This is a genomic window from Streptomyces sp. NPDC047982 (assembly GCF_043204165.1).
Taxonomy (GTDB): Bacteria; Actinomycetota; Actinomycetes; order Streptomycetales; family Streptomycetaceae; genus Streptomyces.
In genome coordinates this window covers 113,646-128,989 of sequence record NZ_JBIDBS010000007.1, presented here as the reverse complement: position 1 = coordinate 128,989, position 15,344 = coordinate 113,646, and the positions used below count along the sequence as shown (strand labels likewise).

Genomic DNA, 15,344 nt, shown 5'->3' with positions numbered 1-15,344 from the left:
GCGGTGTGGGCCGTCCGGGCGGCAGCGACGCCCCGCCTACCCCGGCAGCCTCTGAAGCCGCCACGCGCGCCGTAACCTCCGTAATCTCCGCAGTCCCCTGATCCGGATCGACACCGGGACCGGGCCGCGCCTTTGTGACCGGGGCGACCCCGCGGCCTCGGCACGTTCGTCAACACACCGTAAATTCCGTAGCACAGTGGGGAGTTCGGCATGGACAGAAGGAGCTTCAACCGGAAGTTGCTGGTGGGCGGCGGGTTGGCGGCCGCAACCGGGGCGACATCGATGTCCCTCGGTGCGATCGAGGCAACTTCGGCGGAGGCCGCGCCGAGGACCGCCCCGGCCGGTGGCGCGGTCCGCCGTCTCCGTCTGTACGCGGAGAAACTGGCGGGCGATCAGATGGGATTCGGCCTGGCGAAGGGCAGGGCGACGATCCCCGGGCCGCTCATCGAACTCAACGAGGGCGACACCCTGCACGTCGAGCTCCACAACACGACGGATGCGCCGGTCAGCCTTCATCCGCACGGCGTCGACTACGACATCGCCAGCGACGGCACCCGTCTGAACAAGAGCATGGCCGAGCCGGGCGGCACCCGGACCTACACCTGGCACACCCACGCCCCGAGCATGCGCAGGGACGGCACCTGGCAGCACGGCAGCGCGGGCTACTGGCACTACCACGACCACATCGTCGGCACGGACCACGGCACCGACGGCATCCGGAAGGGCCTGTACGGTCCCCTGATCGTGCGCCGCAGGGGCGACATCCTGCCCGACAGGACCATCACGATCGTCTTCAACGGCACGACGGTCAACAACAAGGCGGCGCGCCAGGCTCCCGACTTCCACGCCACGGTAGGGGACCGGCTCGAAGTGGTGATGATCACCCACGGCGACCACTTCCACACCTTCCACATCCACGGACACCGCTGGGCGGACAACCGGACCGGTCTGCTCAACGGCCCGGACGACCCGAGCCGGATCATCGACACGAAGACCGTCGGCCCGGCGGACTCCTTCGGCTTCCAGGTCATCGCGGGCGAACGCGCGGGTGCGGGAGCGTGGATGTACCACTGCCATGTACAGAGTCATTCCGACATGGGCATGGCCGGGCTGCTGCTGGTCGCCAGGCCGGACGGCACCGTGCCGGGCTACGACCCGCACGACCCTGGGGCCCATACCGTTCCCGCGCCGGAGAAGACCCCCTCCAGCGGCACCGCTCCGGGCAAGGAGACACCGGGCAAGACCGCGTCCGGCAAGGCCGCGACCGGCACGTCGGGAGCCGGGACCGCGGGCAGCGGGACGGCGGGAGGCGCCGGGCCGCGATCCGGCACGCCGGTCCCCGGCGGGGCAGCCGTGGGCGGGACCGCCCCTGGCCCGGCGACGCACGGGACCTGAGTCGGTCAGTCGTCCCGCGCCGCGGGTTCGAGGACTTCGGTGGTGCCGGCGGCTCCGGCCTCCCCGGCGGTCCCCGGCGTCCCGGCTGCTCGGAGCACGCCGGCTTTCCCGGTGGAACCGGCAGGTGCTGCTTCCCTGCGGGAAGCGACAGGTTCTGCGGTCCCGGCCTCCCCGGTGGAAGCGGCAAGCTCTGTGATCCCGGCCTCCCCGGCGGAACCTGTGCCTTCCGAAGCGAGGCGCCGTTGTTCCTCCTCGACGATGCGACGGGCGAGCGCCCCGTCCGACACGTCCACGGCGTCCGGCGTCGTCTCGGCGACGTCACTGCGCCGCGCGTACAGATCGAACAGCCGCTCCTTGCGGGCCAGGATGTCCAGCATCCGTTCGTCGACGCTGTCGGTCGCGAGGAGCCGGTGCACCCGGACGGTCCGTATCTGCCCCATCCGGTGGGCGCGGGCCACCGCCTGATGCTCCATCGTCGGTTTGATCTGCGGCTCGCAGAGAATGACGACCGACGCGGCCTGGAGATTCAGCCCCGTGCCACCGGCCTGGATCTGGCTCAGCAGGACCGCGTGGCCGTCGGCGGCGGCGAACGCGTCGACGATGTCCTGACGCCGGGCCGCCGGGACATGTCCCGCCAACGGCCCGAAGACCTCTCCTTCCAGGGCCTTTCCGACCGTGCCGAGCACCTCGGCGAAGGACGAGAACACCACGACCTTGAGGCGGTTGCCCGCGGCCTCGGCGACCAGCTCGCGCAGCCGGTTCAGTTTCGCCGAGGTGGCGGGCCGGGCGTACGCGGCCCGGCGCATCCGCATGAACCGCCCGGCGTCCACCGCCTCGCGGTAGGCGGCCAGATCGTCCTGGCTGAACTCCTCCCACTCGTCGACCTGCACCAGGGCGGGCAGTTCCGTGAGCACGTCCTCCTGATTGCGTCGCAGATAGGCGGGGGCGACGGCCCTGCGGAACGCCTGCGAGCCCGCGGCGCCGTGCGTGGTGCGGACCGAAGGGGCCAGTTCGGGCTGGAGGTGGCGGACCAGGCTGCGGAACTCCTCGACCCGGTTCTCCATCGGCGTACCGGTCAGGAACAGCACCCGCTCCGTGCGTCCAGTCCAACCGGACACCGCACGGGAGCGGCGGGTCTGCGGATTCTTGACGTAGTGGGCCTCGTCGACCACCAGCATGCCGGGACGCACGCCGCAGTCCCGGGGAGCCGGCAGGGTGTGCAGGGCATCGAACGTGGTGACGGCGACGCCGCCGCCCTCCCGCCACTCGGCGAAGGCGCCCTGCCGCTCGGGGCCGTGCACCGGGAGGGCCCGCAGGGTGGAGCGGGCACGGACCTCGCGCGCCCAGTTGATCAGCACGCTCGCCGGGCACACCACCAGGAAGTGCGTCTCGCCGCGCGCCGCGAGATGCGCGAGCGCGGCGATGGCCTGCACGGTCTTGCCGAGCCCCATCTCGTCGCCGAGGATCACCCGCTTCTGCGCCAGCGCGAACCGGGCCCCGAACGACTGGTAGCCGCGCAGCGACACCCGCAGATGCGTGTCGTCCAGCCGCAGACCGCGCACCCGCTCGGCGATCCCCGCCGGGATGAAACCCTCCGCCGCGTCCCGGTCCGGGCGGGTGCCCGACATCTCGGCGATCAGGCTGTAGTACTCGGCGGACCGCAGCTCGAAGTCGACCCACGCCGCGAGGCCCGTGCCGGCCTCCCGCAGCAGATCGGCCGACACCTGCCCGAAGAGCAGGGGCAGTCCGCGCGTCACCGCCTCGTCGACGGCCTCCCGCGCCGAGGCGACGGCCGTCAACGCCCGGGCACGGGCCTGCCGTCCGCCGAACAGCAGGCGCACCCGCCCCCGCGCGGGCCCCGCCGCGGCCGTCAACGGCTCCAGACGCGCGATGAGCCGCCCCGCCGCGTCCACCGCCCGGCGGACGTCGGGACCGGCCTCCACCAGCCGGTGCAACGCGGTGACCAGCGCGGTCGTGGCCTCGTCAGGAGCGTCCACGTCGATCCGCACCGCTACGGTGTCCCGTACGGCGTGGGCGATCTGCCCGGCCGCTGCCAGCGTCTGATCGGCGGTCTGCGCGCCGACGCCGGGGATCTGGCGGAGCTCGTAGCGGTTCGCCCCGTGGATCTGGCCGACGGTCGTGAAACCGGCCTGTTCCACCGCGCCGAGCCGCAACCGGCCCTCCGTCACGTCCTTCAGCCGGGAGACCGGGATGGCGGACAACTCGCGACGGACGAGGTCGTCGAGCAGCGGCGCCAGCGCCGTGCGCACGGCGTCGACGGCGCCCGCGTGATCGGTCAGCACCGCGCGCGCCGCGACCAGCAGCCGTTCGGCCCGCTCCAGCAGTTCCCGGGCGGCCCGCCCCGTGGGTGCCCCGGCCTGCGCCGGTCCGGCCTCTGTCATCTGCGTTCCTCTGTCCGCGCAGCCGAGCTGCCGTCCTGCCCGGCGCCTGGCGCGGGCGCTCCATATCGTGCCACGCGCCCCGGACACTGCCGTGGCCCCGGCGGGGACGGGGGGCGTGGTGGGGGTGGAGCCGCGGTGCTCAGGAGTCCGGGCGGGCGCCGTTTCGCCGGGGGACATGGCTCGTTCTCGCCGTTCGTGCGTCGTCGCCGCAGGACCGGGCCCCGGCGGGGCGGGGCGTCGGGGTTTCCCGGGCCCGGGCAGGGCTGTACGCTCCGGAGGGCCCGACGGGCGGCACGTGACGCGACGCGAGTGCGGCCGGGGGACGCGGCCCGGCCGCCGTTCGCGGAGGCCCGGAAGGTCGGCCGGAAACCACCGGCGCGCCGCATTGATGGCGCGTTGATCGGTTGTTTATCGGGACCGGGCACTGTGGGTGCCATGCTGATCAACACCGCTTCCGACCCCGCACTCGCCTGGCAGGAGACAGCGTTGTGCGCGCAGGCGGGACCCGAGTTCTTCTTCCCCGCCCCCGGCAGCTCCACCCGCGAGGCCAAGCAGCTCTGCAACGCCTGCGAGGGGCGCGTCGCGTGCCTGGAGTACGCCCTGGCCAACGACGAGCGCTTCGGTGTGTGGGGCGGCCTCTCCGAGAAGGAGCGGGAACGGCTGCGCAGAGACGAACGCAGGCGGGCCTGAGCGCACCCGGTTCGGGGAGCGCGTCCGGCCGGTGGGCCGTGTGCCCGTGCCGCCTGCGAGGGTGGGCGTGTGAACGAGGACGAACACGACCGGAACACCCGGCTCGCGGCGGCCGTACGGCTGCGCGTCGAAGGTCGGCCCGAGGAGGAGCAGTGCGCGGGCGATCTGTCCGCGACGGTGTGAGCCCGGTGCCGGACACCGGCCCCGGCCGCCGGGGGCGGCCGGGGTGGTCCACCGCCCTGCGGGCCGGGCCCGGCCCGGTCCGGACGTCCGGGCGCGAGGGCCGGCCGGGGATCAGGCGTCGGCGCGCGCGGCCATCCGCGCCTTGCGGGCGGCGAGCTTCTCGTCGAACTTCGCCGCCTCGCCGTTCAGGCCGTTCATGTACAGGCCCAGTTCCTCCTGTGCCCGAAGGCCCTCGGGGCCCAGACCGTCGATCTGGAGTACCTTCAGGTAGCGCAGCACCGGCTGGAGCACGTCGTCGTGGTGGATGCGCAGGTTGTAGATCTCGCCGATCGCCATCCGCGCGGCGGCCCGCTCGAAGCCCGGGATCCCGTGGCCCGGCATCCGGAAGTCGACGACGACATCGCGCACGGCCTGCATCGTCTCGTCCGGGGCGATCTCGAACGCGGCGCCGAGCAGGTTGCGGTAGAAGACCATGTGCAGGTTCTCGTCGGTCGCGATGCGGGCCAGCATCCGGTCGCAGACCGGGTCGCCCGACTGATGCCCCGCGTTGCGGTGCGAGACGCGGGTGGCCAGCTCCTGGAAGGCGACGTACGCCACGGAGCGCAGCATCGAATGGCGGTTGTCGGACTCGAAGCCCTCCGACATGTGCGCCATCCGGAACCGCTCCAGCGCGTCCGGGTCCACGGCCCGCGACGTGAGCAGGTAGTCGCGCATCACGATCCCGTGCCGGCCCTCCTCGGCTGTCCAGCGGTGCACCCAGGTGCCCCAGGCGCCGTCACGGCCGAAGAGCGAGGCGATCTCGTGGTGGTAGCTCGGAAGGTTGTCCTCCGTCAGCAGATTGACGACGAGGGCCGTCCTGCCGATGTCGGTCACCTTGGACTGGTCGGCACGCCACTCCTCACCGTCCTCGAAGACGCCCGGGAAGTTCCGCCCGTCGGAGAACGGCACGTACTCGTGCGGCATCCAGTCCTTGGCGACCTTGAGGTGGCGGTTGAGCTCCTTCTCGACCACCTCTTCCAGGGCGTGCAGCAGTCGGGCGTCGGTCCACACCTGGGAACTGCCGAGGTGGGGAGCGGTGATCGTCACGGGGGACTCCTGGGGACGGAGGTTTACCTACGGATACGTAGGTTACGAGTCCGTAGGTTAAGGCTGCGGTAAGCCCGTCGCCAACTCGGCCCCCCTGAAGCCCGCCTGGAGCCCCCTCGAAGCCCCTCCCGACCGCTGGTCAGCGGGCGGGCGCCCGCCCCCGTCATCGGGTCCCGGTCCCGGGATCCCGGCTCAGGTCCCGGCGCAGGTACGCGGCGGTGGACGAAGTGCGGTGGTCGAGCAGCCCCGCGGGAGTCCCCTCGAAGAGGATCTCGCCGCCGTTCTGGCCGCCGTCGGGTCCGAGGTCGATCACCCAGTCCGCGCGCTTGAGCACGTCCAGGTCGTGTTCCACGCAGATCACGCTGTTGCCCGCGTCCACCAGCCGGTCCAGCAGATCGACGAGCGCGCCGGTGTCCGCCATGTGCAGTCCGGTGGTCGGTTCGTCGAGCACGTACACGACGCCGGTCCGGTGCAGGCGGGTGGCGAGTTTGATGCGCTGGCGCTCGCCGCCGGAGAGTGTGCTGAGCGACCGGCCCAGCGGCAGGTACGCCAGGCCGACGTCGTCGAGCGCGCCCAGTCTGCGCGACAGGGCCGGGTCGTCGAAGAGGCGGGCGGCCGGTGCGGCCGTCATCTCCAGAACATCGACGATGGTCGCGCCGCCGACGCGGTACCGCAGCACCTCGTCGTCGAAGCGTCGGCCCTCGCACACCGTGCAGGTGGTGGTCACCGGGTCCATGAAGGCGAGATCGGTGGAGATCGCGCCGCGCCCCGAGCAATTCCCGCACGCACCGGACGAGTTGAAGCTGAACAGGCCCGGATCGACACCGTTGTCCCGGGCGAAGATCCTGCGGATGGGGTCCAGCACGCCGAGGTAGGACGCCGGGGTCGAACGCGACGACGCGCTGATCGCGCCCTGGTCCACGACCACGGCGTCCGGGTACGCCTCCGTGAACACTCGCGACACCAGCGTCGACTTGCCGGATCCGGCCACTCCCGTCACCACCGCCAGCACACCTCGTGGGAACGCCACGTCCACGCCCTTGAGGTTGTGCAGCCTGGCATCCGTCACCGGCATCCACCCGGCGGGGGGCCGGAACGTGTCCTTGAGCCGTGCCCGGCGGCGCAGGCACCGCCCGGTGAGCGTGTCCGCCCGGCGCAGCCGTTCCACCGGGCCCTCGAAGACGACGCGTCCGCCCTCGGCACCCGCCCGCGGGCCCATGTCGACGACGTGGTCCGCGACGGCCAGCACATCCGGGTCGTGCTCGACGACGAGGACGGTGTTGCCCCGGTCGCGCAGCCGGACCAGGAGGTCGCCGAGCCGACCGACGTCGCGCGGGTGCAGGCCCACGCTCGGCTCGTCGAGGACGAAGGTCAGTCCGGTCAGCGAACTGCCCAGGTGCCGGACCAGTTTGAGCCGCTGCCCCTCGCCGCCCGACAGCGTGGTGGTCTCGCGGTCCAGGCTGAGGTAGCCGAGACCGATGTCCACCAGGCGCTCCAGGCGTTCGCGGGCGGCCGAGGCCACCGCACCGGCCACCGGATCGTCGATCGCGGCCAGTGCCTTCACCAGGTCGGCGACCTCCATCCGCCCGTGGTCGGCGATCGAGAGGCCATCGATCCGGGTGGCGAGCGCGGCCGCGTTCAGCCGGGCGCCGTCGCAGGATGCGCACACCGACTCGATGGTGAACCGGCGGGCGGTCTCGCGCCGCCGCTCCGAGAGACCCTCGGTGTCCCGGTTCAGGTGGAGCCGGGTGAACCGGTCGACGATTCCCTCGAACCGCATGTCCGCCGAGGACGACTTCAGCTTCAGTCGAACGGTGAACCCGTGCCGTGCAGCAGGAGCCGCATCTCCTCCTCGGTGAAGTCGCGCAGCGGTCTGTCGTTGTCGAAGCGGCCCGAACCGGCGTACAGCTGCCATTCCCAGCCGCCCACCGAGAGACCGGGCAGCAACAACGCGCCCTCGTTGAGCGACTTGTCGGGGTCGATCGCCCGGTCGATGTCGAGACGCACGGTGCGACCGACGCCGTCGCACTCCGGGCACATGCCGTCCGGTTCGTTGAACGAGTACGCGGTCGCCGAGCCCGCGCTCGGCGTTCCGTGCCGCGAGAAAAGCACCCGGATCAACGACCAGATGTCGCTCGCGGTGCCGACGGTGGAGCGGACGTTGCCGCCGATCGGCTTCTGGTCCACCACGATCGCCACGGACAGGTTGTCGATCGAGTCCACGCGGGGCCGCTCGTGCTTGGGCAACCGGTTGCGGAGGAACGAGCCGAAGGTCTCGTTGAGCTGGCGTTGGGACTCCACGGCGATCGTGCCGAAGACGAGCGACGACTTGCCCGAACCGGACCCTCCGGTGAAGACGGTGATCCGGTCCTTGGGGACGGTGAGGGAGACATCGCGCAGATTGTTCGCGCGCGCCCCGGTGACGACGATGTTCCGGTCCGTGTTCCGGCGGGTGGGATGATCCATGCGGCCGAAGCTAGCCGCGATACCGGACACCTTCTGTCTGGATTCCCAGCGCGGCCGGAGCCTGCCCGCAGGCCCGGCCGGCCCCGCGGGAGGGGCGCTCAGAGGTGTCGGCGTACTCGGAGCGATCGCGCTCGCCGCGGGGCGTCGCGGTGTGGCCGGGGGCCAGAGCAGATGGTCCGCGGCTCCCGACGTCAAGCGGGCCGCCTTCGGGCCGCCGAACCGCATGCGCAGGGCCGCTTCGTGGATCACCGCCTCGTACGACGGGGGCCGGCCCCGGGCCAGCACCTCCTGGCGCCGCACCCGCAGGGCGAGCCGCCGCGTCCAGATCCGGCCCGGGCAGCGGTGGGTCGGCCATGGCGAACAGCGCCCGCGCGTGCTCCTCGGTCCGCAGGAGGCCCGGACCCCGGGACCCGGGTGGGACCATGCGGGGCAGGTCGGCCGGGCGATACACCGAATGGAGGCGCCCGGACGACGACGGGAACGGACGAGGAGGGCGGGGGCGGTGCGGGGGGACGACGCGGACCGGACCGGTCAGGTGCCGTCGAACAGATCGGTCAGGTCCCGGTCGAGATCGAGGAACCGGTGCTCGTCCCCGGCGGGTACCAGCTCCTGTGCGCGGTCGAGGAACAGTCTCAGCTCCGCGGTGCGGACATGGACCATCGCGATCCCCTCGACGGCGTGGAACTCCAGGACGGTGCGGTCGTATCCGTACGGCCTGATGCGCACGTCCCCGACTCCTGCGTCCCCGTCCACTCCCTCGGCGAGCAACTCCCGGGAGAACTCCCAGGACACGTCGGCGCCCTCCAGGGTCGCCTTCGCCGGGAACGCCATGCGCACGGCGAACGGATCTCTCCGGTCGTACCGCAGGGTGGCCGGAAGGGTCTCCATCCGCGGCGCGGACGCGACCATGCGGGCCTGCACGGACTGTTCGATGACGGTGGACAAGACCTGCTCCCTTTCTCGGCCAGATGAACGGTTCCCGGCACAGACAAAGACGGCGGATCGTACGCTCGAGTGCACCGGCCGACGGGGTGAGTTGCGTCACTGGGCGCCGGGCACCGATCGTGCACCCGGGGCGTCGCCCGGTTGCCGCACAGCAGATCACGCGCCCTGGCGGCCGGGCCCACCGGAACGGACCCCACCCGGGACGGCGGACGTACCCGGCGCCCGGTCGACACGGGGTCGTACGACACCGTCGACTGCGCACCGGACGGCGGCCGGCGGGCCGCCGGCGAGAAGGGCCGCGTGGCACGCCCGGGAGCGCAGGCCCTGTCTTCTCACTGCCGCCCGTGTGCGTCACGGCGCCTGCGCGCTCATCGCGTCGTCGCAGGCGCCCCCGGAAGCGCCGGACGCTTTGCGGGACGGCATCCGGCCGGTCGACAGCGCTGTGAGGACAGGGCACAGGACGCACGGACCGGAGCGGGCGAGGAGAGGTGCCGGGCCCATGGCCCGGCCCGCCGAAGCGCGGGCGGCGTGGTCGCCTCGGCACAGGCGCTCTCCGGCCCGTGAGCGGCCGGTGCGTCTTGCGCTACAGCAACTCCTGCCGGTACGGGGCGAGTTCCTCGATGGTTTTCGTCGCGATGAACTCCGTGATCCGGTACGCGCACACGTCCCCGGCCACGAACGGGTCCTGCGCCGCGATCTCCTCGATCCGGGCGAGATCGTCCCCGACCGCCAGGATCACCCCGCCGTCGCGCGGGTTCTTGCGCCCCGAGGCGATGAACACCCCGGCCGCGTACTGCTGGTCCAGCCAGGCGACATGGTCGGCCAACAGGGCGTCCACGCGCTCGAGCGGGGCGGTGTAGGTCAATTCGAGTATGAACATGATCACCAGGCTATGGGATGGGCGTCGCGGGGAGTCCTGGGCGGCTCGTACACTCGACCGATGACAACGTTCCCGACGCCCGTCGACGAGGCCGGGGCCCGGGCCGTCCAGGACGCCCTGCGCGCCCGGGTGGTGCTCGACGAGGCCGGGCCCCCGCCCGGGACCGGCCGTGTCACCGGGGTCGACGTCGCCTACGACGACGAGCGCGATGTCGTCGTGGCGGCGGCCGTGGTTCTCGACGGCGCGACGCTCGACGTGGTCGCCGAGGCCACCGCCGTCGGCCGGGTCGCCTTCCCGTACGTCCCGGGGCTCCTGGCCTTCCGCGAGATCCCGACCGTGCTGGCCGCGCTGGAGTCGCTGACCGTCGATCCCGGGCTCGTGATCTGCGACGGGTACGGCCTGGCCCACCCGCGCCGCTTCGGACTGGCCAGCCATCTCGGGGTGCTCACGGGGCTGCCCGTGATCGGTGTCGCCAAGAACCCGTTCACCTTCACGTACGAGCAGCCCGGACCACACCGGGGCGACTGGTCTTCGCTTCTCGACGGCGAGGAGGAGGTGGGGCGGGCGCTGCGGACCCAGGACGGCGTCAAACCGGTCTTCGTCTCGGTCGGACACCGGACCGGCCTGGACAACGCCTGCGCCCACACTCTTTTCCTCGCCCGTGACTTCCGCCAGCCGGAGACGACGCGCAGGGCCGACGCGCTCTGCCGTCGGGCATTGCGTGAGGCGACGACCTGACGCTGCGTCATAAAGATCTCGCCCCACACGGATCGCGCGCGGATGCCGGACTGAGTACGCGTACGGATGCCGCCCGGCGATCATGACGGGCAGACTGGTACACATGACCGAACCTCGAACGTCTACGCGACCAGGAACCGTGTACCTCGCCCAGCGCCGGGTCGCGGTGGGCATGACCCTCGGGATCGTCGCGGGGGTGGTCTGGGCCGTCTCGATGATCTGCACGCTGGTGACCTGGGCGCTGTGACCCGGCCGGTGTCCGCCCGTCGCGCCCCGGCTGCTTGTGCGGGTCCGGCCCCTGGGCGTTGAGCAGGGCGCGCCGACGCGACCTCGCCGGGGCTCTCCTGGACGGGCTGCCCGCCCGTGTCCACCACCCCCCGGGATTCCTGCACGACCGCGGCACCTCCGCGACGGCCTCGGCGTCGCCCCGCCCCGCCGCCGGCTCGGGCCACCACGCGAACCGGCCGACCACCGGCAGGATCAGGGCCGACGCCGCCGCGACCGTCCATGCGACGCAGGAGCGGCCCCGCCGGCCGACCACCGCACCGCACCGCGCCCCGGTGCCGGTGCGGCGCCCGGCCCGCACCTCGCGCCGCACCCCGCGCGGCGGCGCGAAGGGCGCGGCCGTCGAGTCGGCCGGGGCCCCGCCGGGAACGAACGGCGTCCGGTTGCCCGCCGCAGGGCCGCCGGAGACCGGCATGCCGTCGGGGTGGCCGTGGCCGTGGCGATGTGCGGCCGGGCGATGTCCATGGGGGAGGATCCGGAGAAGACCAGGCGCTTGCTCGGCCGGAGGGCTTGTGCGCGGCGCGGTGCGTTCTTAGCATCATCGCTGTTACATCAGTTGTGTCATACCGCTGGGAGCCCGATGGCGACGACCGGGTACGGATCACACGGCCCACTGACGGGCGTGCGCGTCCTGGAGCTCGCGGGCATCGGACCCGGGCCGTTCGCCGCGATGCTCCTGGCCGACCTCGGAGCCGATGTCGTCCGCGTCGACCGGCCCGGCGGCGCGGGGCTCGGCATCGACCCGGCGTACGACCTGACCAACCGCAACAAACGATCCGTGATCGTCGATCTCAAGGCCGCGGACGGGCCCGGCACGGTGCTCGATCTGGCCGCGCGCGCCGACATCCTGATCGAGGGATACCGGCCGGGCGTCGCCGAACGCCTCGGGGTCGGCCCGGACGCCGCGCTCGCCCGCAACCCGCGCCTCGTCTACGGACGGATGACGGGCTGGGGGCAGGACGGGCCGCTCGCGCGACGGGCCGGGCACGACATCGCCTACATCGCCCTCACCGGCACCCTCTCCATGATCGGCAAACCCGGCGAGCCGCCCACCGTCCCCGCCAACCTGGTCGGCGACTACGCCGGCGGCTCTCTCTATCTCGTCGTCGGCGTCCTCGCCGCGCTCCAGCACGCCCGCACGCCCGGCGGCCGGGGCCAGGTCGTGGACGCGGCGATCGTGGACGGCGCCGCCCACCTCGCCACGATGATCCACGGCATGCTGGCGGCGGGCGGCTGGCAGGACCGGCGCGGCTCCAACCTCCTGGACGGCGGCTGCCCGTTCTACGGCACGTACGAGACCGCCGACGGGCAGTACATGGCGGTCGGCCCGCTGGAGCAGCGCTTCTACGACGAGTTCAGCACCCTGCTCGGCATCGACGGCGACGCCCCGGACCGTGCGGACTCCACGCGCTGGGGCGAACTGCGCGCCCTCGTCGCCGAACGTTTCAGGACCCGCACCCGCGCCGAATGGACCGAGGTGTTCTCGGGCACCGACGCCTGTGTCGCGCCCGTCCTCTCGCTCCGCGAGGCTCCGGACCACCCGCACCTGGCCGCCCGCTCCACCTTCGTCGAGCACGAAGGGCTCACCCAGCCGGCCCCCGCGCCCCGCTTCTCCGCCACCCCCGTCGCCGTGCGCGGTGGGCCCGCGCGGCCCGGTGCGGACACCGAGGCCGTAGCCGCCGACTGGGACGTCCCCGGGCTCGGCGCAGGCGGGGGCGTGCCCCCGGCGTGACGGGCCCCGGACGGCACCCCGGCCCCGGCGCAGCCGGACGGCCCGGCCCGACCACGACGACCACCACCGGCCCCAGGAGGCCCGCAGTGCAGCGGCAGATCTTCACCGAAGAGCACGACGCGTTCCGCGAGACCGTCCGCACCTTCCTCGACAAGCAGGTGCTCCCGCACTACGAGCAGTGGGAGAAGGACGGCATCGTCTCCCGCGAGGTGTGGCGGGCGGCCGGACGGCAGGGGCTGCTCGGCCTCGCCGTGCCCGAGGAGTACGGAGGCGGCGGCACCACCGACTACCGCTACAGCGCCGTCCTCGCCGAGGAGTTCACCCGGGCCGGCGCCCCCGGTCTCGCCCTCGGGCTCCACAACGACATCGTCGGCCCCTACCTCACCGGCCTCGCCACCGACGAACAGAAACGGCGATGGCTGCCCGGCTTCTGCAGCGGCGAGACCGTCACCGCCATCGCCATGACCGAACCGGGAGCGGGCTCCGACCTCCAGGGCATCCGCACCACCGCCGAGGACAAGGGTGACCACTGGCTGCTCAACGGATCGAAGACGTTCATCTCCAACGGCATCCTCGCCGACCTCGTGGTCGTCGTCGCGAAGACCACCCCCGAGGGCGGCGCGAAGGGCCTCTCGCTGATCGTCGTCGAGCGCGGTGCCGAGGGTTTCGAACGGGGCCGCAACCTCGACAAGATCGGGCAGAAGTCCCAGGACACCGCCGAACTGTTCTTCAACGACGTCCGCGTCCCCAAGGAGAACCTGCTCGGTGAGCGCGACGGCGCGTTCATCCACCTGATGACCAACCTGGCCCAGGAGCGGCTGGGCATAGCGGTCACCGGTATCGCCGCCGCCGAACACCTGCTGGAGATCACCACCCGGTACGTCAAGGAGCGCGAGGCGTTCGGACGGCCGCTCTCCAAGCTCCAGCACATCCGGTTCGAGATCGCCGAGATGGCCACCGAATGCGCTGTCACCCGCACCTTCGTCGACCGGTGCGTCGTCGACCACTCCGACGGGAGGCTCGACGCCGTGCACGCCTCGATGGCCAAGTGGTGGGCCACCGAACTCCAGAAGCGAGTCGCCGACCGCTGCCTCCAACTCCACGGCGGATACGGCTACATGGCCGAGTACCCGGTCGCCAGGGCCTTCACCGACGGCCGCATCCAGACCATCTACGGCGGCACGACCGAGATCATGAAGGAGATCATCGGCCGTTCACTGCTCGCCTGACCCTCCCCGCCCGACCTCCCTCCGACGGCCCCCTGGCTGCCCCTCCGGTCCCCGTCGACCGACCACCCCCGAAAGGCTGCTGACTTGAGCACCGAAGCGTTCGTCTACGACGCGATCCGCACCCCGCGAGGCCGCGGCAAGGCCAATGGCGCCCTGCACGGCACCAAGCCGATCGACCTCGTCGTCGGCCTCATCCACGAGATCCGCGCCCGCTTCCCCGGCCTGGACCCGGCGGCCGTCGACGACATCGTCCTCGGCGTGGTCAGCCCGCTCGGCGACCAGGGTTCCGACATCGCCCGCATCGCCGCCATCGCCGCCGGACTCCCGGACACGGTCGCCGGCGTCCAGGAGAACCGCTTCTGCGCCTCGGGCCTGGAAGCCGTCAACCTGGCCGCGGCCAAGGTCCGATCCGGCTGGGAGGACCTCGTCCTCGCGGGCGGTGTCGAGTCGATGTCCCGCGTCCCGATGGGCTCCGACGGCGGCGCCTGGGCTATGGACCCGATGACCAGTTTCCAGACCGGCTTCGCCCCGCAGGGCATCGGAGCCGACCTCATCGCCACCATCGAGGGCTTCTCCCGGCGCGACGTCGACGAGTTCGCCGCGCTCTCCCAGGAACGCGCCGCCGAGGCGTGGAAGGAGGGCCGGTTCGCGCGCTCCGTCGTCCCCGTCAAGGACCGCAACGGTCTCGTCGTCCTCGACCACGACGAGCACATGCGGCCCGGCACCACCGCCGACACGCTCGCCGGCCTCAAGCCGTCCTTCGCCACGATCGGCGAGGCGGGAGGCTTCGACGCGGTCGCGCTGCAGAAATACCACTGGGTCGAGAAGATCGACCACGTCCACCACGCGGGCAACTCCTCCGGCATCGTCGACGGCGCCGCGCTCGTCGCGATCGGCAACAAGGAGGTCGGCGAGCGGTACGGGCTCGCGCCGCGCGCCCGGATCGTCTCCGCCGCCGTCTCCGGCTCCGAACCCACCATCATGCTGACCGGTCCCGCGCCCGCCACCCGCAAGGCCCTCGCCAAGGCCGGACTCACCATCGACGCCATCGACCTCGTCGAGATCAACGAGGCGTTCGCCGGTGTCGTCCTGGGCTTCGCCCGGGACATGGATCTCTCCCTCGACCGGATCAACGTCAACGGCGGCGCCATCGCGATGGGCCACCCGCTCGGCGCCACCGGCGCGATGATCCTCGGCACCCTCATCGACGAACTGGAGCGCCGCGACCAGCGGTACGGGCTCGCCACCCTGTGCGTCGGCGGCGGCATGGGCATCGCCACCGTCGTCGAACGTCTCTGACCGTCCCCCGGCCA

11 protein-coding genes and 3 pseudogenes are annotated in these 15,344 nt (G+C 72.3%); 8 read left to right on the top strand and 6 right to left on the bottom strand.

All coding sequences use genetic code 11. From position 1 onward, the window contains the following. The first annotated feature begins 210 nt into the window (after nt 1-210). Nucleotides 211-1,395, top strand: a complete 1,185-nt coding sequence (locus ACGF2V_RS11295) for a multicopper oxidase domain-containing protein (protein ID WP_362622835.1) — start codon at nt 211-213, stop codon at nt 1,393-1,395. 5 nt (nt 1,396-1,400) lie between these two features. Here the strand turns inward: ACGF2V_RS11295 and ACGF2V_RS11290 are convergent, their stop codons facing one another. Continuing rightward, entirely contained in the window at nt 1,401-3,797 is a 2,397-nt protein-coding gene (locus ACGF2V_RS11290; RefSeq protein ID WP_362706345.1) for a DEAD/DEAH box helicase, read from the bottom strand. A 435-nt stretch (nt 3,798-4,232) separates the two neighbouring features. Between ACGF2V_RS11290 and ACGF2V_RS11285 the strand changes: the two genes are divergently transcribed. After that, nucleotides 4,233-4,487 carry a WhiB family transcriptional regulator gene (locus ACGF2V_RS11285; RefSeq protein WP_362622830.1) on the top strand — a complete coding sequence of 85 codons (255 nt, stop codon included), beginning with the start codon at nt 4,233-4,235 and terminating at the stop codon, nt 4,485-4,487. Between the two features lie 294 nt (nt 4,488-4,781). Here the strand turns inward: ACGF2V_RS11285 and ACGF2V_RS11280 are convergent, their stop codons facing one another. From ACGF2V_RS11280 to ACGF2V_RS11265, 4 genes and pseudogenes are all read right to left on the bottom strand, one after another. Next, nucleotides 4,782-5,756, bottom strand: a complete 975-nt coding sequence (locus ACGF2V_RS11280) for an acyl-ACP desaturase (RefSeq protein ID WP_362622827.1) — start codon at nt 5,754-5,756, stop codon at nt 4,782-4,784. 163 nt (nt 5,757-5,919) lie between these two features. Continuing rightward, nucleotides 5,920-8,222 (bottom strand): annotated as a pseudogene (locus tag ACGF2V_RS11275) (ATP-binding cassette domain-containing protein). A 207-nt stretch (nt 8,223-8,429) separates the two neighbouring features. Beyond that, nucleotides 8,430-8,549 (bottom strand): annotated as a pseudogene (locus tag ACGF2V_RS11270) (Scr1 family TA system antitoxin-like transcriptional regulator); the annotation flags it as partial. 204 nt (nt 8,550-8,753) lie between these two features. Then, a complete protein-coding gene (locus ACGF2V_RS11265; protein ID WP_362622821.1) occupies nt 8,754-9,167 on the bottom strand; it encodes an SsgA family sporulation/cell division regulator in 414 nt (137 codons plus the stop codon). A 129-nt stretch (nt 9,168-9,296) separates the two neighbouring features. Here ACGF2V_RS11265 and ACGF2V_RS11260 point away from each other — a divergent pair. Then, nucleotides 9,297-9,476, top strand: a pseudogene (locus ACGF2V_RS11260) (oxidoreductase); the annotation flags it as partial. Between the two features lie 274 nt (nt 9,477-9,750). On the opposite strand, the gene ACGF2V_RS11255 reads toward ACGF2V_RS11260, so the two are convergent. After that, nucleotides 9,751-10,047 (bottom strand): YciI family protein, encoded by a 297-nt coding sequence (locus ACGF2V_RS11255; RefSeq protein ID WP_362622819.1) that lies wholly within the window; start codon nt 10,045-10,047, stop codon nt 9,751-9,753. Nucleotides 10,048-10,107: 60 nt separating this feature from the next. Between ACGF2V_RS11255 and ACGF2V_RS11250 the strand changes: the two genes are divergently transcribed. From ACGF2V_RS11250 to ACGF2V_RS11230, 5 genes are all read left to right on the top strand, one after another. Continuing rightward, complete coding sequence (locus tag ACGF2V_RS11250) at nt 10,108-10,785, top strand: endonuclease V (protein ID WP_362622816.1); 678 nt, start codon at nt 10,108-10,110, stop codon at nt 10,783-10,785. A gap of 103 nt (nt 10,786-10,888) precedes the next feature. After that, on the top strand, nt 10,889-11,032 hold the full coding sequence (mmpA, locus tag ACGF2V_RS11245) for a morphogenic membrane protein MmpA (protein ID WP_362622814.1): 144 nt from the start codon (nt 10,889-10,891) through the stop codon (nt 11,030-11,032). 618 nt (nt 11,033-11,650) lie between these two features. Then, complete coding sequence (locus tag ACGF2V_RS11240; RefSeq protein ID WP_362706342.1) at nt 11,651-12,802, top strand: CaiB/BaiF CoA-transferase family protein; 1,152 nt, start codon at nt 11,651-11,653, stop codon at nt 12,800-12,802. A gap of 86 nt (nt 12,803-12,888) precedes the next feature. Continuing rightward, nucleotides 12,889-14,031: an acyl-CoA dehydrogenase family protein gene (locus ACGF2V_RS11235; protein WP_362706339.1), complete on the top strand. Its 1,143-nt coding sequence runs from the start codon at nt 12,889-12,891 to the stop codon at nt 14,029-14,031. An 84-nt stretch (nt 14,032-14,115) separates the two neighbouring features. Continuing rightward, nucleotides 14,116-15,330, top strand: a complete 1,215-nt coding sequence (locus ACGF2V_RS11230) for an acetyl-CoA C-acetyltransferase (protein ID WP_362706336.1) — start codon at nt 14,116-14,118, stop codon at nt 15,328-15,330. Nucleotides 15,331-15,344: the final 14 nt, after the last annotated feature.

Excerpts from the sequence above, each read along its gene's own strand:
- mmpA (WP_362622814.1), top strand. The coding sequence starts at position 10,889 with ATGACCGAACCTCGAACGTCTACGCGACCAGGAACCGTGTACCTCGCC.
- ACGF2V_RS11290 (WP_362706345.1), bottom strand. The coding sequence starts at position 3,797 with ATGACAGAGGCCGGACCGGCGCAGGCCGGGGCACCCACGGGGCGGGCC.
- ACGF2V_RS11295 (WP_362622835.1), top strand. The coding sequence starts at position 211 with ATGGACAGAAGGAGCTTCAACCGGAAGTTGCTGGTGGGCGGCGGGTTG.
- ACGF2V_RS11255 (WP_362622819.1), bottom strand. The coding sequence starts at position 10,047 with ATGTTCATACTCGAATTGACCTACACCGCCCCGCTCGAGCGCGTGGAC.
- ACGF2V_RS11240 (WP_362706342.1), top strand. The coding sequence starts at position 11,651 with ATGGCGACGACCGGGTACGGATCACACGGCCCACTGACGGGCGTGCGC.
- ACGF2V_RS11285 (WP_362622830.1), top strand. The coding sequence starts at position 4,233 with ATGCTGATCAACACCGCTTCCGACCCCGCACTCGCCTGGCAGGAGACA.
- ACGF2V_RS11250 (WP_362622816.1), top strand. The coding sequence starts at position 10,108 with ATGACAACGTTCCCGACGCCCGTCGACGAGGCCGGGGCCCGGGCCGTC.